The sequence below is a fragment of the Polaromonas sp. YR568 genome (assembly GCF_943369675.1).
Taxonomy (GTDB): Bacteria; Pseudomonadota; Gammaproteobacteria; order Burkholderiales; family Burkholderiaceae_C; genus Polaromonas.
In genome coordinates this window covers 21,054-37,160 of record NZ_CALROB020000037.1, presented here as the reverse complement: position 1 = coordinate 37,160, position 16,107 = coordinate 21,054, and the positions used below count along the sequence as shown (strand labels likewise).

Annotated in this window: 11 protein-coding genes; 1 reads left to right on the top strand and 10 read right to left on the bottom strand. The window is 60.3% G+C overall.

Features of this window, described 5'->3' with window-relative positions:
• Window positions 1–115: 115 nt before the first annotated feature.
• The 7 genes from ACLV8F_RS18605 to ACLV8F_RS18575 form a co-directional block, all read right to left on the bottom strand.
• Window positions 116–835 (bottom strand): M48 family metallopeptidase, encoded by a 720-nt coding sequence (locus tag ACLV8F_RS18605; protein WP_411885688.1) that lies wholly within the window; start codon window positions 833–835, stop codon window positions 116–118.
• Window positions 835–3,957, bottom strand: coding sequence for a type I restriction endonuclease subunit R (locus tag ACLV8F_RS18600; protein ID WP_411885687.1), 3,123 nt, complete (start codon window positions 3,955–3,957; stop codon window positions 835–837). The genes ACLV8F_RS18605 and ACLV8F_RS18600 overlap by 1 nt, the downstream gene beginning before the upstream one ends.
• Window positions 3,954–5,372: an ATP-binding protein gene (locus tag ACLV8F_RS18595; protein WP_411885686.1), complete on the bottom strand. Its 1,419-nt coding sequence runs from the start codon at window positions 5,370–5,372 to the stop codon at window positions 3,954–3,956. The genes ACLV8F_RS18600 and ACLV8F_RS18595 overlap by 4 nt, the downstream gene beginning before the upstream one ends.
• A 9-nt stretch (window positions 5,373–5,381) precedes the next feature.
• Window positions 5,382–7,202 (bottom strand): restriction endonuclease subunit S, encoded by a 1,821-nt coding sequence (locus tag ACLV8F_RS18590; protein ID WP_411885685.1) that lies wholly within the window; start codon window positions 7,200–7,202, stop codon window positions 5,382–5,384.
• A 208-nt stretch (window positions 7,203–7,410) separates the two neighbouring features.
• A complete protein-coding gene (locus tag ACLV8F_RS18585; RefSeq protein WP_411885684.1) occupies window positions 7,411–9,906 on the bottom strand; it encodes an N-6 DNA methylase in 2,496 nt (831 codons plus the stop codon).
• Between the two features lie 136 nt (window positions 9,907–10,042).
• A complete protein-coding gene (locus ACLV8F_RS18580) occupies window positions 10,043–10,516 on the bottom strand; it encodes a CinA family protein (RefSeq protein ID WP_411885683.1) in 474 nt (157 codons plus the stop codon).
• Complete coding sequence (locus ACLV8F_RS18575; protein WP_411885682.1) at window positions 10,513–11,031, bottom strand: phosphatidylglycerophosphatase A; 519 nt, start codon at window positions 11,029–11,031, stop codon at window positions 10,513–10,515. The genes ACLV8F_RS18580 and ACLV8F_RS18575 overlap by 4 nt, the downstream gene beginning before the upstream one ends.
• 135 nt (window positions 11,032–11,166) lie before the next feature.
• On the opposite strand from ACLV8F_RS18575, the gene ACLV8F_RS18570 reads away from it, so the two are divergent.
• Entirely contained in the window at window positions 11,167–12,540 is a 1,374-nt protein-coding gene (locus ACLV8F_RS18570) for an esterase-like activity of phytase family protein (RefSeq protein WP_411885681.1), read from the top strand.
• 13 nt (window positions 12,541–12,553) lie between these two features.
• On the opposite strand, the gene thiL is transcribed toward ACLV8F_RS18570, so the two are convergent.
• The 3 genes from thiL to ACLV8F_RS18555 are packed head-to-tail and all read right to left on the bottom strand — an operon-like array spanning window position 12,554 to window position 15,981.
• Entirely contained in the window at window positions 12,554–13,540 is a 987-nt protein-coding gene (gene thiL, locus ACLV8F_RS18565; RefSeq protein ID WP_411885680.1) for a thiamine-phosphate kinase, read from the bottom strand.
• A gap of 43 nt (window positions 13,541–13,583) precedes the next feature.
• Complete coding sequence (locus ACLV8F_RS18560; RefSeq protein ID WP_411885679.1) at window positions 13,584–14,723, bottom strand: YbdK family carboxylate-amine ligase; 1,140 nt, start codon at window positions 14,721–14,723, stop codon at window positions 13,584–13,586.
• Entirely contained in the window at window positions 14,713–15,981 is a 1,269-nt protein-coding gene (locus tag ACLV8F_RS18555; RefSeq protein WP_411885678.1) for a cation:proton antiporter, read from the bottom strand. Before ACLV8F_RS18555 ends, ACLV8F_RS18560 begins: the two co-directional genes overlap by 11 nt.
• Between the last annotated feature and the right edge of the window lie 126 nt (window positions 15,982–16,107).

Genomic DNA, 16,107 nt, shown 5'->3' with positions numbered 1-16,107 from the left:
GTCTGGTGCGGTTGGGCCGTCGCGTAGGCGCCATCGCCTGTAAAAGTGATCACCCGGTGGGGTCGCCGCCGTTTAGGCTGCTAACCCTTTGTGTTTGACCAAAGTGCTAAATACCCTATGGCACACCCCATGTTTCAGCCGCCAGTGGCAACTCATTTAGTTCGGCTCGCGCCTCGCGCCATGTTGGGTAGTGATGCTCCAGCAGCGCCACAAAGCGCTCGCTATGGTTCGGTTCTATCAAGTGCAGCATTTCGTGCACCACAACGTACTCCAGCAAGTCTTTGGGCTTTTTCACCAGTTCAGTATTTAAGCGGATGTTTCCCGTAAGGTAGTTGCAACTCCCCCACTTGGTCTTCATGCGTTGCAAGAAGTAGCTAGAAACCTTAACGCCCAATTTCCTCTCCCATTTCTCGATTAAGGCCGGCACTACCCGGTGCATCTGAGCGCGATGCCATTCATCCATCACCTCTTTCCGCTTGGTGAGCATGCTGTCGGGGCGAACAGTGAGTGTGATACGTCGATGGTCTTGTGTGACGGCGGGCTTGGCGTCCTTCTTGATGACCGACAGCAAGTAACGGCGACCCCAAAGGTAGTGCGTCTCCCGTTCTACGAACCGTCGCGGTGTCTCGCGGGCCTGTGCCAGCAGCTTTGTTTGCTGATCACGAATCCAGCCGAGTTTGGAGATTGCGTAGGCGCGGGCCACATCCAAACGCGTTGCGGTGGGCGCAACCAGCGTGACATTTCCCAGTGGTGGATGCACAGAGAGGTGTACATTTTTCACCGCCTTTCGGGTGACTGCGATTCTGATATCACCAAGCACGATGGTTTCCATCATCAGTAACCCGACTGGTTCTTGATCAACTCGAAAACGGCCAGCGTTGCGGCACGGTTTTTCCTCAACAGTGGAAACAGAAAGTTTTGAACAACACGTTCCTTGGTCTCGTCGCCCTTCCAGTCGGCGGGCGCTTGCAATCGCATCGCATGGTCAATTTCCAGTGCCAGCAATACTCGTTCATTTCCATACCCGGGTTGATCTTCCTGCAATACATCTGCAGGTGTTGACGCTGATAGTATGGTTTCCAGGTTGTTATAGATTACCGTTGCCTCATGCTTGCCATGCAGTTCTGTTGGCAGTCCATCCTCGGGCTGCTTGGCCGCTAGCCGTCTGACCAGGTCTTCGGCTTTTCGCAAAAACTCTTCATAGGCTGTAGCGTCAGCACGGCTTTGCTTGATCAGATCGTCCAGCAGTTTGGACATTTGCGCGTAGAACCTCGGGTCGGTCAGTTGATCACGAATGATGGTTTTGCGGACGTTGTTGATAATGCCCTCGGCAACTGAATTCTTCGAGAGCTTGCCTTTCGCATTGAGTTTCCTGGCAATCGCATCGTGGATACCCGTCTCAATAATCAGTTCGGTTAGCGACATCTCCCCCAGTTCACCCAGTTCCGCGGCGGGGTCCGCCTGGATGTAGGTATTGATGAGGTGGCGCATGTCCGCCTCAAAAGGCTTGATGTCCAGCTCCTCACCGGAGTGTTTCTTGATGGCGGAGCGAATATCGGCGTAGAACCCCACTTCCTTGTGCAGTGCAGCCGCGTCTTCGTCCGAATATCCCGCCTCTGCCAGGTTTTGGCCGAGATCCGCGTAGGTACGCGCGAAGATGGCCACCGCTTTGTAGAACGACACCCGCAGTGCTTCGGTTTTGAGCAGAGCACCAGGGTCCGCTGCATCCCCGCAGAAATAATGCAGGTATTGCTCCACCTCCCGCGGTTGGCCCACCGGTTCGCACAGGTAAGCAATGGCTTGACGAGCAGTATCCAGCTGCTTCTTGCTTTCTTCCAGTAGCCCCTTAAGACGCACATTGTTATCGCCGCCATTGCCCTGGTCAATGTCCAGCTCATCGGAGCTATAGACAGCAATCGCCTCTTGCACATCGCCAAACAGTTTTTTATAGTCGACGATATGGCCGTAGTCCTTGTCGTCACCATCCAAGCGGTTGGTTCGGCAAATGGCTTGAAACAGATTGTGGTCATGCAGCTCATTGTCCAAATAGATGTAGCTGCAGCTTGGAGCGTCAAAGCCGGTGAGCAGTTTGCTGACAACAATCAGCAACTTCAGGTTGGCCGGCTCTTCAATGAAGCGGCGCTTCATTTCTGTTTCGTACTTCTCGGTCGTCGGGAAGTTTTTCAATACATGCTGGGAATAGGTGTCGAACTTATAGCGCTCGTCGCTGTTCGCTGGTTCCCGAGAAACCGCATTGTGGTTCGGCTCGAACGACGTGATGATGCCGCAGTAGGGGCCAAAGCTTGTGCCCAGGAACAGCCGGTAGTAGTGACAGGCATCGTAGATGGATGCCGCCACAAGAATCGCCGTGCCCCGGTCATTGTTCAGGCGCGGCTTGAGGGCGAAATCACCAATGATGTCCGCAATGATCTCGCGCTTGCGGCCCGCCGCGCTCATCAACTCTTCCATGGTGGCCCAGCGCTTTCGCACCAAGGCCTTCTGAAAGTTGTTGAGGTTGCGGGTTGCCCGCTCAAACCATTCGTCTATCTTCCTTTGGGATGTGAGCCGCTCTGACACGTCGCGCGCCTCGTACTTCAAGTCCAACACCACCTTGTCGGCCACTGCCTGGTGAAACTTGTAGGTGTGGATGTAAGTGCCGAACACATCGCGCGTCATGGTCTTGTCTTTGCGCAGCAGTGGTGTGCCGGTAAAGCCGATGAAGATGGCCCCTTCCAGCCAGCGCTTCATCTGCTTGTTCATGTCACCGCCCTGAGTGCGGTGGCATTCATCGACAAACACATAGACACGGCCATGTACATTGGGCGGTGGGTCGTTTAGGTCCGAGACATCAAACTTGTGGATCAGCGCACACATTAGCCGCGTGGTCGTAGAGCCCAACTTCTCGATCAACTCAGCCCGCGAGTTGATTCGGGGTGACGGCGTGTTTTTACCAATCACCCCCGCGTTGCGCATCACCCCAACAATTTGCTTGTCCAACTCGTCGCGATCCGTAATCACCAGAATGCGTGCCTCGGGGTCATGCTCCAGCAGCCACTTGGCAAATAGCACCATCAAAATGCTCTTGCCGCTGCCTTGGGTGTGCCATATCACACCACCCTCTCGCTTGGCAACGCGCTCTTGCGCCGCCTTCACCCCCGCGTACTGGTGTGGGCGTGGCACCTTCTTCTGGCCGCCGTCGAAGATGATGAAATTGCGCAGCAGGTCCAACAGCCGATGCTTGCTGCACCACAGCGCCAACGGCGCGTCTAGCAGCGCTCCTGCCTGCGGTGTCGTGCCAGGCTGTTGAGGCACATCACTTTTCCATTCCACAAAAAACTGCTCCGACGTGCCCGTGGTGCCCACTCGCAAGCCTTGGGAGTCGCTGCCTGCCAGTACCAACTGCACGGTGCTGAAAAACCCCTTGTTGAAAATTTCCTCCTGGTTGGTAATAAGTTGGCGCACCCCACCGGCCAGCTCTACCGAACTGCGTTTGAGTTCGATAACCACTATGGCAATGCCATTGATGTACAGCACGATATCTGGCCGGCGTTGGTGGCCACCCTTGAGCGTCACCTCTTCGGCCAGCGCAAAGTCGTTCTTGTCGGGAACGCTCCAGTCAATCAAATGCACCGTTGTATGCGCCTGGCCCGCAGAAGTTTGCACCGGCACGCCATAGCGCAGCAGCTGATAGGTGCGCAGATTGGCCTGGTACAGCGTGATTCCGGTGGTGTCGGCTGCTGCCTCCAGTTTCTGCAAGGCGGCAGCAATGTGGGCGGGGGAGTAGCCACGCGCCGCAAGGTTTTCGCGCAGCAGGGTGGTTTCAATCGGGCGATTGCCCTCACGTTTGTTCCACTCGCCCAGATTGCGGTAGCCCAGGCAGTCGGCCCTCGCCGTGTTGGTGAAGAGATCCATGACACGGTTTTGTGTCTTGCGCTCGGAGCGGGTTGGCTCGGTCATGGTGGCTTGCCTTTGCTTGCAAGGATTTGCAGATGGGCACGACCCGCATCGGTCAGGCGATATTGCTGCATGCGACTGGTCGGCTTGTCTGGCAGCGTCATTTCAATCAAGCCGCTGGCCAGAGCGGGCTGCAGAAAGCTCTTGCGAAAATGCTCGGCGTCGCTCAGTCCTAATGCCTGTTGCAAAGCGCGACGCGGCCAGGCTAGAACATTCACCGAAGCCATGGCCTGCAGCAACCTGACTTCCGGGGTGACTTCCGGGGTGACTTCCGGGGTGACTATTTGACGCTGTCCACCCATCGCCGCCAGGTACTCCGATGAGAAAGGAAACTCCACCCACAGGTCGTTGGCTTCATGCCGCCATTGCGGTGGTGGTACCCCCGCCTCCCGGCATGCCTGAAAAATCCGGTCGATGCCGCGCCCCCAGGCCTCAATCTCACCCGCCCGGAAAAACGCATTGGCTATCAGCGGGTTAAACGGCAAAGAGGGGTGCTCCCCCAGCAGCTTTTGCAGTGACCAACCCTCCGGCAGCGCGGCCGGGTTCCATATCTTCAGCCTGTCCTCGTAAACGCGGATCTGCACGGGTGCCGGCACCGCGTAGTCACGATGCATCAAGGCATTGAGCAAGGCCTCGCGCAGGGCCGCCCGTGGCACGGGGAAGCGCTCAATGCGCTGCAGACCCTCATAGCGAATGGCAGCCTTGAGGTACTTGGAGAGCAGCAGGTCTGTGGTTTGACGCACCTGGCCAAACAAATCACCAGCCACCTCGTCGTGGTAGACCAGATCAGACTCCGAACGAAAGAACCCTATCTTGACAAAGGCTCCCGTCGCGAAGCGTTGCGGGTCGGGGTGAAACAGCAGCAGCGCTGCACGCCTGAGGTAGCTGCCCTCTGTCAACTGGAGTTTTTCAAGTAAACCTGCATCGGTTTCTTTCAGCGCGGCGGGGTCCATACGGCCACTGTCCAGGGCCAGTTGCCTGAACACCTGCATCGCTGCAGGCGACAAGTCTGTAGCCGTCACTCCCGGTACGGGAACGCCATCCCAGGTGCGTCCCTGCTTGCGCAGCAAAAAGCGGTCCAGCGCCGCGCCCTTGAGTTCTTGCAAGGTGCTGCCGCTGCGTTGGTAGTAATGCCCCCGGTAGCTGATGGGTGACGGGTAGGCCGGTGTTACCAGCTCCAGATATTCCCTGCCGCTTTCGCTGCGCAGGTTCACGTCCACCAGGATTCCCAGCAAGTCACGCACCTTGTTGGGCAGGTCTTCCAGCAGCTTGGCCGCATCGGGTATGCCGACTACCTCGCCGCGGTCATTGCGCCCAATCACCAGCATGCCACCCTCGGCATTGGCAAAGCCGCACACCCAGCGCAGGTAGTCGTCGCGCCAGGATTCTTTCCATTCGGTGTGTTGCGACTCTTTCATGTTGGACTTCTAGTGAAACAATTCCCTTGTTTGTGCAATGGCCCGTGCAATGTTGGCACCGGAGAAAATCTCCCGCTCCAGCTTGGCCTCCCATTCCGGGTTGTCGTGGATCACGGATTTGACTGCATCCACATTAGCCGGTTTGCCCGTACGGCGTAAATCTTCTACCGCCATGTCCACCGTCGCCAGCAATTCCAGCTCGTCATTGGACTTGTAGCGAAACTGCTCCAGCCAGGCTAGCACGTCGGCCCCGTACCACTTCTCAAAATAACCCTCGGCCTGGGCTATCTTCCCGGCGGCCACAAAGCCGGCGAATTTTCCCTGGGAGTGGGTGCGGATATAGCCGTTTTTCTGGGCAATGCCTTCTGGCCCCTTGTATTTCACCGACGGGTTGTAGGGGCCCGCCGCTTTTTTGAGATAGCCCTGCGCCACATGCTCCACGTGCCTGTGCATCAGATAAGAGAGCTTGGTGCAGCGCTTGCGCCCCAGCGGATATTGCTCCGATCCAAACTGCTTGACCAGCACCGCTACCACCACGGCTTCGTTAATGGCCCAGTTATGCGTGCCGGCTGCAGGCTGCTGAACCGCTGCGGGTTTGGGCTTTGCGGAGAAATCCACAGCGATGACCTTAGAGGCGGGTTCGATTAGTCTTGTTCTGCCGGTCAGTAGCTCTTGTAACATGACCTGTTTGAGATTGCGCGTCTTGTCGCGGCGAGCTTCCAGTGCGGCGAGTTCGGCGTCCATGTCGGAGAGGGCGGCGGCGATTGCAGTTTGTTCTTCTCGCTCTGGGTAAGAAATTTGAAGCTTCTCAATATCGCCCATGCCGATATTGCCTTGCGATGACGAGTTGGTGAGCAAGGAAATTTGCCCAACACAATCGGTGCTTAGTAGTTGGTAGTACAGAAATTTTGCGTGGATTTCTTCATTCGCTCTTACCAAAGCAATCGGAGACCAAATATTAAAGTCGAACTCCTCCTCGACTATGGCAACCTTTCCTACTGATGCGGCTTTTCCCAAGAGCACATCACCAACCCTTGGTTTGCACTTTTTTGCGAAGATTTGGTCGTCTACTTTTGAGATGTACCGAAGGTCAGTTAGATCGATTCGGTTGTCAACGAGGTTATTCACCGAAAGAAAAGGAACACCGCTGTTGTAAAACCTCGGAGTCATGTGAGGTCCATCAGTGATGGGGATCAAGACAAGCTGCTTTAACTCGGTTCTAGACCACTCCCCATCAAATCCAGGGAGACGAATTTGGCCGGTGAGGAGTTGCTGCATGGCTGCCTGTTTGAGGTCACGCTTCTTGGCGATGAGGCTATCTAGCCCGCCTAACAGTGCATCCATATCACCTAGCGCCGTCGCGATGGCGCGTTGTTCCGGGAGCGGAGGGACTGGTGCAACAACAAGGCCAAGGTTTTGTTGCCCGATGTTTGCGCGAATCGCGCCTTGCCCCATGGGGATAATCTGCGATCGAATAATGGGCGCACGCAACGCATAGCCTGAATAAACAGGATCGAAGCTTTGGCCTGTTGGGCGGCCGCGAATAACGAAGCCTCCGAATACAACCAACTCAGTGCCTAGATAAGTCGCCGCCAGACCGACCTCATCCTGCGTCTCCGACGTACGATTAAAGAGCACGTCTCCTCGGCGAACTGCATACGAAACTGCGATGGCCTCGGGTAAGGTAACTTGACCAGTAATTTCCGGGCCGTACAGGTGCGAGTGAGTTATGGGCTCCAAAACATTGATGAAGGGAAGTCCTTGCCCATATGACGCTTTGTCGGCGTTAACGCCATTGCTTAATTCGAAGAGGTCAGAAAATGGCTTCACCACCCAATCCTCTGGAATCACCCCCACTTCAGTCTGCTTGTACCCAGCTCGCAAACCCGCACTCATACCGCTCCCGCCTCAAAAGCGGAAATCAAAGATAGGTCAAATGGCTGCCGCCGCCGAGATTGCATATCAAATCGCCCGCCGGCGCTTGTAAAACGTGCGTAAGCGGCTATCAAAAATATAGTAAATGTGGTGTCACGCCGGTTCAATTCCATACCGCCCCCATGCGCCGTAGATGGGCATCCACTCGCGCAGCCAGTGTGGCTACCTCATTAATGAGTTGTGGCAACGGTCTGGCATAGCGTTCCGCCAGTTCACGAATGCGACCGGTGAGGATTTGCGACACGCGGTCCAGCTCCCCCTGTACAGCAGCGCTCAGGTGCGCCATCCACTTATCGTCCACCACCAGGGTCTTGATTTGCGCTTCAGTTAGCTTTAGGTACTTGGCAGCGATCTTCTTGTCCAACGCTTCTTGATCGGCTTTGCGCTGGGCTTTAGATGTGCCCTGCTGGTCCAGTACGTCAGCGTAGGCGGTGAGTGCCCTGTGTTCGTCTGCATAGTCCGGGTCTTTACCAATTTCTTTTAGGCGGGCTTTCACGGCCTTGGTAGTGATCTTTTGCTTGTCGCCTCCGCCCTCAATCACTTCATTTAGCAGCCCTTCATCGCCGCTGTGCTGTTCCAGCATGTCATCCAGTTTCTGCTCCAACAAGGCGATTTGGGCATCCAGTGCGTCTATGGCTGCGCGCTCGGATGCAAAGTATTTGGCCACCAGAATGCTGGCGGGCACCAAGTCTGACTTGAAGCGGCGTTTGCCTAGCGCGTAGTCATGTAGCTCAGGCCAGATGAGTTTGCTGTTTTTGTCTTTGACCTGCACGATCTCGCGTGCCTGTGCGCCTTGTACCCAGCCGTCAGCAGCGATCAGGTAGGCATCGTCCTGCATGGCGGCTGCCCAGTAGTCCATCAGGTGCTGGTAGATGTCGTAGGCGTCGATCAATGGCACTGCCTGAAAAGCCGCCAATAAGACTTCGGACACCGTGTGTATCAGTTCCTTGGGGTGATCGTCTTGCGCGAATGCGGTGATGCGGGGGGTGATGGCCTTGCGCCATTTGGTGAACAGCGCCGTCACGCTTTGGTGATAGGCGGTGAATTCGGAATGGCTCAAGATAGCAGGCTTGACTTCGGCAATGGGCAGCTTGAGGCTGGCATAGCCGGGCCGGCCAGCGGATGCAAACAAGGCGGCACGCACGCCAGGGAACACCTGCCAGTCAGCAGCAAAGGCATCCAGGTCGCGCTCCGGAATGCCACCGCGCAAGTGGCCGTCTATGTCTTGCAGGTCTTCGGGTGCGGAGCTGTCGATATAGCGCAGCAGGTTGAGGTTGTAGTTATTCTTGGCATCGGCAATTTCACTGCGCGGAACCATGCGGGCGTAGCGTGCGGTGTCGATCTGCCGGGTGAAGGTGTCCACGATTTTGTGGATGTCTTGCTCGCGCAGACGGTTTTTGTTGCCGTCCTTGATAAAAGCCTTGGACGCGTCCACCATGAAAATTCCTGCCCTTGCAGTGGCGTTTTCCTTGTCTAGTACCAGGATGCAGGCCGGAATGCCGGTGCCATAGAACAGGTTGGCAGGCAAGCCGATGATGCCTTTGAGGATGCCGGAGCGCACCAATTGTTCGCGGATAACCGCTTCTGCATTGCCGCGAAACAGCACGCCGTGGGGCAAGATGCAGGCAGCCTTGCCCGTGTTGCTTTTCATGCTGCGGATGATGTGCAACAGGTAGGCGTAGTCGCCTTGTTTGGGGGGCGGAACGCCCCAGGAAAAGCGCTGGAAGGCGTCGTCTTCTCCGTTGTCACCCAAGGTGAGGCCGGTGCTCCAGCTTTTGTCTGAAAAGGGCGGGTTGGCTACCACATAGTCGTAGGTGCGCAGACTTTCACCATCCTTGAATTTAGGTGCGGCCAACGTGTTGCCCGACAGGATGGTGGCGGTTGGGAAGTCATGCAGGATCATGTTCATGCGCGCGAGGCCCGCCGTGGTCACGTCTTTTTCCTGCCCCTCCAGCGTGATGTGCTTGCCGGCTTGTGCCGCCACTTTCAAAAGCAGCGATCCCGAGCCGCATGTGGGGTCGTATGCAGTGGTGGCGCCTTTGGTATTTTTGGGTGAGATGCCAATGACGCTGGCGAGAATACGGCTGACTTCGGACGGGGTATAGAACTGGCCCTTGCTTTTGCCGCTTTCGCTGGCAAAGTGTCGCATCAAGAACTCGTAGGCGTCTCCCAGGATGTCGTCGTGCTCGGCACGGTTCTTGGAAAAATCGAGAGCAGGATTTTGGAAAATTCCGATCAGCTTGGAGAGCTTCTCAACTCTGTCCTTGCCCTCCCCGAGTTTGTTGGGGTCGTTGAAATCGGGAAAATCACTACGCGCCAGTTTTGCGTTGGCAGCGATTAGCGGCGCGATAACCTGAGTATTGATCTTGTCGCCGATCTCGGCGTTGCCCTTGAGGGCAATCATGTCCTTGAAGCTGCTGCCCGCAGGAATGATGACGGGCGGCGCGAAGTCCTCGCTGTTTCCGTACTTGTCGCTGATGTATTTGATGAACAGCAAAAACAGGACGTAGTCTTTGTACTGACTGGCGTCCATACCACCCCGTAACTCGTCGCAGGATGCCCAAAGGGAGGAGTAGAGGTCGGATTTCTTGATCGCCATTGCGGTTTTTCAGGGATGTCGAGTGGTGTTCGGGCGTAACTTGCTAGTCTATTGCTTAAAAGAACATTTCTCAGCGCCTGAACTCGCTGTCACGGCCATGGGCCTGGCGGCGGTCTTTGACCGGCTGCGCCGCCGCTCAGGCCAGCAACTCCAGCAGCCGCGTTAACGCGTGCTGCACCGTGGCGCCGCGCACCGCGGCGCGGTCGCCGTCAAAACGCTTCATCTCGCTGCTTAGCTGGCCACCCACACTGAAGCCAAACCATACCGTACCCACGGGCTTGGCGGCGCTACCGCCCGTCGGGCCGGCCACGCCCGTCACCGCCACGGACACCTGGGCGCGTGAATGCTTGATGGCGCCGGAGGCCATGGCGCGCGCCACTTCCTCGCTGACGGCGCCGTGTTTTGCGATCAGCGCGGCGTCCACGCCCAGCAATTCCGTCTTGGCCTCGTTGGAGTAGGTGACGAAGCCGCGCTCAAACCAGTTGCTGGAGCCGGCCAGGTCGGTGCAGGCGGCGGAGATCATGCCGCCCGTGCAGCTTTCGGCGGTGGCCAGCATCCGGCCCTGGGCCTGGAGCAGGGCGGCCAGCTGTTCTGCCGGCGCGCTGCTCACCAGAACCTCCAGGCGGCAATCACCAGCAGCGCGCAGAAGGCCGCCACAAAATCGTCAAACAGGATGCCGAAACCGCCGCGCCAGTTAAAGCCCTTGAAGGCCTGGTCGGCCCAGGCCACGGGGCCGGGTTTCACGGCGTCAAAAAAGCGGAACAGCGCAAACGCGGCCAGTTGCGCCCAGAAGCCGGCGGGCATCACCAGCCACAGCACCAGCCAGAAGGCCACAACCTCGTCCCAGACGATGCTGCCCGGGTCCAGCACCTTCATGGCCTTGGCGGTCACCGTGCAGGCCCACCAGCCGACCAGGGTGGAGGCGGCGATCAGCCAGCCCATGTCGGCCGGCGTGAGCCACTGCTGCAGCACCAGGAAGGCCAGCCAGGCCCACAGCGTGCCGGCCGTGCCGGGCGCAACAGGGCTGAGGCCGGAACCGAAGCCCAGGGCGATGAAATGCGCGGGATGCGCCAGCAAAAATTTCGCGGTGGGCCGGAAGGCGGGCGGCGGCGTGGTGTCGGTCATGGTGGGAGTGTCGGGCGCGATGCCCGGGGTTGTGGCTGATTTTGTCACACCGGTTTCACATGCGGCCTGCACAGTCCAGCGATTCACAGACAAGAGGGGTTCGGGATGAGCAAGCAGAAAAAGGTTTTGGCCAGGATGAACACATTGACCCTGGTGGCCGCCTGCGCGCTGTGCCTCGCGGCCGGGAGCGGCCGCGCGCAAAGCGCACCGGCAGTGGAAGCCACGCTGGCGGGCCATGCGGCCCTGCCCGCCAACGCCTCCGTGCCCGCGACGCGCGACGCGGGCGCCTTCTTCGCCACGGCGGGCAAGTTCGCCAATGCCAAACGCCAGCGCAATGAAAAACTCGGCAGCGAAAGCGCCAACACCTTTGTCGGCGACCCGCAATACCCGCGCGCTTCCGGCGGCACGCTGCCCATGAAGGGGCAATCGGTACAGGGCTTCTCGGGCATCGTTTCCCTGGGCAAGGGCGAGTTCCTCGCGCTGACCGACAACGGCTTCGGCAACAAGGTCAACTCGCAGGACGCGCTGCTGATGGTGCACCGGCTGTCGGCCGATTGGGGCAAGGGCGTAGTCGTGCGCCGGAGCACCACCTTCCTGAGCGACCCGAACAAGCGCATACCCTTCCACATCCAGAACGAAAACACCTCGCGCCGCTATCTCACGGGCATCGACTTCGATCCGGAATCGCTGCAGGTGGTGGGCAATGAATGGTGGATAGGCGACGAATACGGGCCTTACCTGTTGCGCACCGACTCCCAGGGACGCGTGCTGGGCGTGATCGAGACGGTCATCAACGGCAAGCTGCCGGCCTCGCCCGACCACTACATGCAGGGCCGCCTGCCCAACCTGCCCGGCGAGGCCTTGTTCGAGGTGCGCCGCTCCAACGGATTTGAGGCCATGGCGAAGTCGCCCGACGGCAGCAGGCTCTATCCGATGTTTGAAGGCCCGCTGTTCGACGCGCCAAGCAAAAGTGTGGAAAAAGCGGGCGACAAGACTTATGTGCGCATCCACGAGGTGGACGCCGCCTCAGGCCGCTACACAGGCAAACAGTGGAAGTACCTGCTGGAAGAGGTGGGCAACGTCGCCGCCGACTTCCAGCTGCTGGATGCCACGACGGGCCTGGTGATAGAACGCGACGACAGCACCGAAGGGCAGGCGCCCGTATGCGCCAATGAAGCGCGCACCGACTGCTTCACACGGCCCGCGCGTTTCAAGCGTGTCTACAAGATCGACCTGGCCGCGGCAGATTCGGATGGTTTTGTGCGCAAGGTGGCCTACATCGACCTGACCCGCATCGCCAACCCGGATCGCCTGGCAAAGCTGGGGCCCAACGAAGCCATGTTTTCGCTGCCGCACCTGGGCCCCGAGGGGCTGGCGATTGTCGATGCCACGCACATCGTGCTGGTCAACGACAACAATTTCCCGTATTCGTCGGGACGCGAGATCGGCAAGCCTGATGCCAATGAGCTGACCTTGCTGGATATTCGCGCCCTGGTGGAGGCGAAGTAAGGCGCCTGCGGTTTTACTGAAAATGGTCGAAGGATGAAAAGCGCTGTATGAACGCTTTTCCCTGCGCATCGACCAACCGCAGACCCGGCTCGGCATCCATGCGGCCTATACGGGTGACCTGTGTCCCGGCTGACTGAGCCGCGGCCTGCACGGCTTCACGCGCCGAAGCCGGCGCGGTGAAGGCGAGCTCGTAGTCGTCGCCGCCGGCCAGCACGCATTCGAGTTGTCTGTCATCGCCGATTCCGGCTGAGGCCCAATCGGCATGAGCACGGGAAGCCAGCAAGGGCGTGACGGCCGCGATGTTGATCGTCGCGCCCGCGCCGCTTGCGCGCAGGATGTGCCCCAGGTCGCCGATCAGGCCGTCGCTCACGTCGATGGCCGCCGAGGCGATGCCGCGCAGCGCCTGGCCCAGCGCCACGCGCGGCGCGGGCTGCTCCAGCCGCCTACGCGCCTGCGCCAGCAAATCCGCCGGCAGGGCCAGCGTGCCGCGCAGCGCGTCAAGCGCCAGCCGGGCATCGCCCAGCGTGCCGCTCACATAGACGTCGTCGCCGGTTTTGGCGCCCGAGCGCAGCAGCGCCTGGCTCTTGCCGCTCACCACGGGCACCTCGCCGAACACGGTGATGCAGATGTTGAGCGGCCCTTGTGTGGTGTCGCCACCGACCAGTTCGCAGCCGTGCGCATCGGCCAGCGCGAACAGGCCTTTCGAAAAAGCCGCGAGCCAGGCTTCATCAACTTGCGGCAAAGCCAGTGCCAGCGTGAAAGCCAGGGGTTTGGCGCCGCAGGCGGCGAGGTCGCTCAGGTTGACAGCCAGGGCCTTGTGGCCCAGTGTGAAAGGGTCCACACCGGCAAAGAAGTGCCGGCCCTCGACCAGCATGTCGCTGGAGATGGCCAGTTGTGTGCCCGGCACCGGCTGCAGCAGCGCGCAGTCGTCGCCCACGCCCAGCACGGCGCGCGCCGCGGGTCGCGTGAAGTAGCGTGCGATCAGGTCAAATTCACCCATGGCGCAGAGCATACAGGCTGCGCCGCTGATCTCAGGGGAAACCTCAGGGGTACTGCTGGTGCGTGACGCCGCCGCGGAAACGCTCTGCCGCCTGGCGTATGACCTCGGCCAGCAGGCGCTCCTCGCCCTGCTTTTCGCGCAGCCAGCGCGCGTCGTTGTCGCCGCGCTCCACGCTGCTGCGCAGCAGGTGCAGCGACGCGCCGGCGCCCATGCCTGTGGCATGGCGCTCGATCTGCGCCATGGTCAGCAGGATGTGCTCGCGCAGCGGCATGTGGCCGCCGGTGGCCGGGTCCACGTAGACCGCGTCCAGGCCGAAGCGGCAGGCCTGGAAGCGGTTGTAGGTATAGACCAGGTAATCGTCTTCGGTGGGCATGAAGGGCTGCTCATGCATGAACCACGAGGCCAGCGACTGCACGAAGCCGGCCAGCGCTGTGGCGCGCTCGACCGTGAGCGGCGTGTCGAACACGCGGATTTCAATGGTGCCGAATTCGGGCTTGGGCCGGATGTCCCAGTAAAAATCCTTCATGCTCTTGACCACGCCGGTGCGCGTCATCTTGTCGAAGTAGACGGTGAAGTCGTCCCAGGTCAACGCGAAAGGCGCGCGGCCCGACAGCGGAAAGGCGAACACCGAATTGAGCCGCGCCGAATCGAAGGCCGTGTCCTGGCCCTGCACGTAAGGCGAGGAGGCCGACAGCGCAATGAAGTGCGGGATGTAGCGCGACATGCGGTGCAGCGTGAGCAGCGCGCTGTCCGCATCGGGGCAGCCCACGTGCACGTGCTGGCCGAAGATGGTGAACTGTTTGGAGAGATAACCGTAGAGTTCCGACAGCTCGCGAAAGCGCGGCTTGTCGTAGATGCGGCGCTCATGCCACTGCTGGAAGGGGTGGGTGCCGCCGCCCACCACGGCGATGTTGAGCTTGTCGGCGCTCTTGACCAGCGCGTCGCGGATCTGCGAGAGCTGGCCCAGCACCTCCGAGGCGTTGTGGCACACGCCGGTCGATATCTCGATCATGCTCGACGTCATCTCGGGCACCACGGCGCCGGGCAGCGGGATTTTCGACATCAGGCGCAGCATGTCTTCGGCGTAGGGCGCCAGGTCGTAGTCGTGGGTGTTCACGAGCTGCAGCTCAAGCTCCACGCCCAGCGACAGCGCGGCGGATTTCTGGAAGGGTTCAAGGCTCATGGACGGGTCCGGATGCGGGGCCGCGGGTGAGCGGCGCCCAGGGTTTGGAACTTTCACCGGCGCGGTAGATGGCCAGCGTGGCCAGCACCGCGCCCAGCACTTCCATCAGCAGGATGGCGGGCAGGGCCACGCCGGCGATCTGGCGGCCCAGGGAGCCCGAGGCCGCCACGTACTGCGAGACCAGCAGCAGCGCGACCGAGGACATCGGCGACATCGCGCAGCCCACCCACAAAGCCTGCTTCCAGCTGGCGCCGCTGCCGACGTTGCCGAGGGCCACGCCGGCGATCTTGGCGACCATGCGCGCGACCACCAGCGCGATGACCAGGCCGGCCACCGGGCCGCTCCAGTCGGCCTGCGCGGCCACGACGGAGACCAGCACGAACATCAGCATGGTCAGCATGGACGAGGCCGTGCCCATCTGCCGCGGCCAGGACCAGGGGCGCGGGTTGAGCTGCTTGAGCAGCATGCCGCCCAGCAGTGCCGCCAGCGGCGCCGAGCCGCCGAAGTGGGCCGCCAGCGCGGCGCCCGCGGCGATCAGGGCCAGCAGCAGGATGGCGGTGTTTTCGCTGGTGGGGCTCATCACGCGCAGCGCGGTGCGCAGCGTGAGGGCCAGCACCGCGCCCACCACCACCGACAGGCCCAGCACCACCAGCACCGGGTAGAGCGTGCTGAGCACGCCGGCCGCACCCGATTCGGGACGGTGCATCATGCCGGCGCGCGCGCTGCACAGCGTGAGGGCGTAGAGCGTGCCCAGCGTGGACAGCACCAGCGCGCGCTCGGTGACGGGGCCGGCGGCGCGCGTGTCGATGGCCACGCGCGACAGCACGGCCGGCGAGGCAGCCATGGCCAGCAGGGCCAGCGGTTCGGCCACGGCCTCGCGCACGCTCATCGCGCTCAGGGCCCAGTAGACGAGGATGAAAGTCAGCGCCGATTCGGCCAGGCTTTGCACCAGCACCATGGGGTTGTGGCGGAACCAGCGCAGCGGAATGCGCCCGCCCGCTTCGAACAGCACGACGGCCACGCCCAGCTCCAGCAGGAAAAGCCCTGTGCCCTGCAAGGGCCAGACGGCGCCGGTGAAACCGGCCAGGCCCGCGAAGCCGCCTACCAGCGAGTAGCCGACCACCTTGGGCAGGCCGGTGTAGCGGTTCAGCAGATGGCCCGAAGCGGCGGCCAGCGCGAGCAGGATGGACCACTGCACCGTCGGCAAGCCCGCCGAAGGCTTGATCCATTCGGCCCAGATGGCCAGGATTTCATTCATGGGGAATGTGTCTCCACTCTGATTGGAACTCTGCAGACAGCCCTTGGAGGCGGCATGTTGCGCGTTGTCGGCCAGCCATGATGGCGTGAGGCCCGGTGGGGTTTGCGTGAAACGAAACTTGTTGCA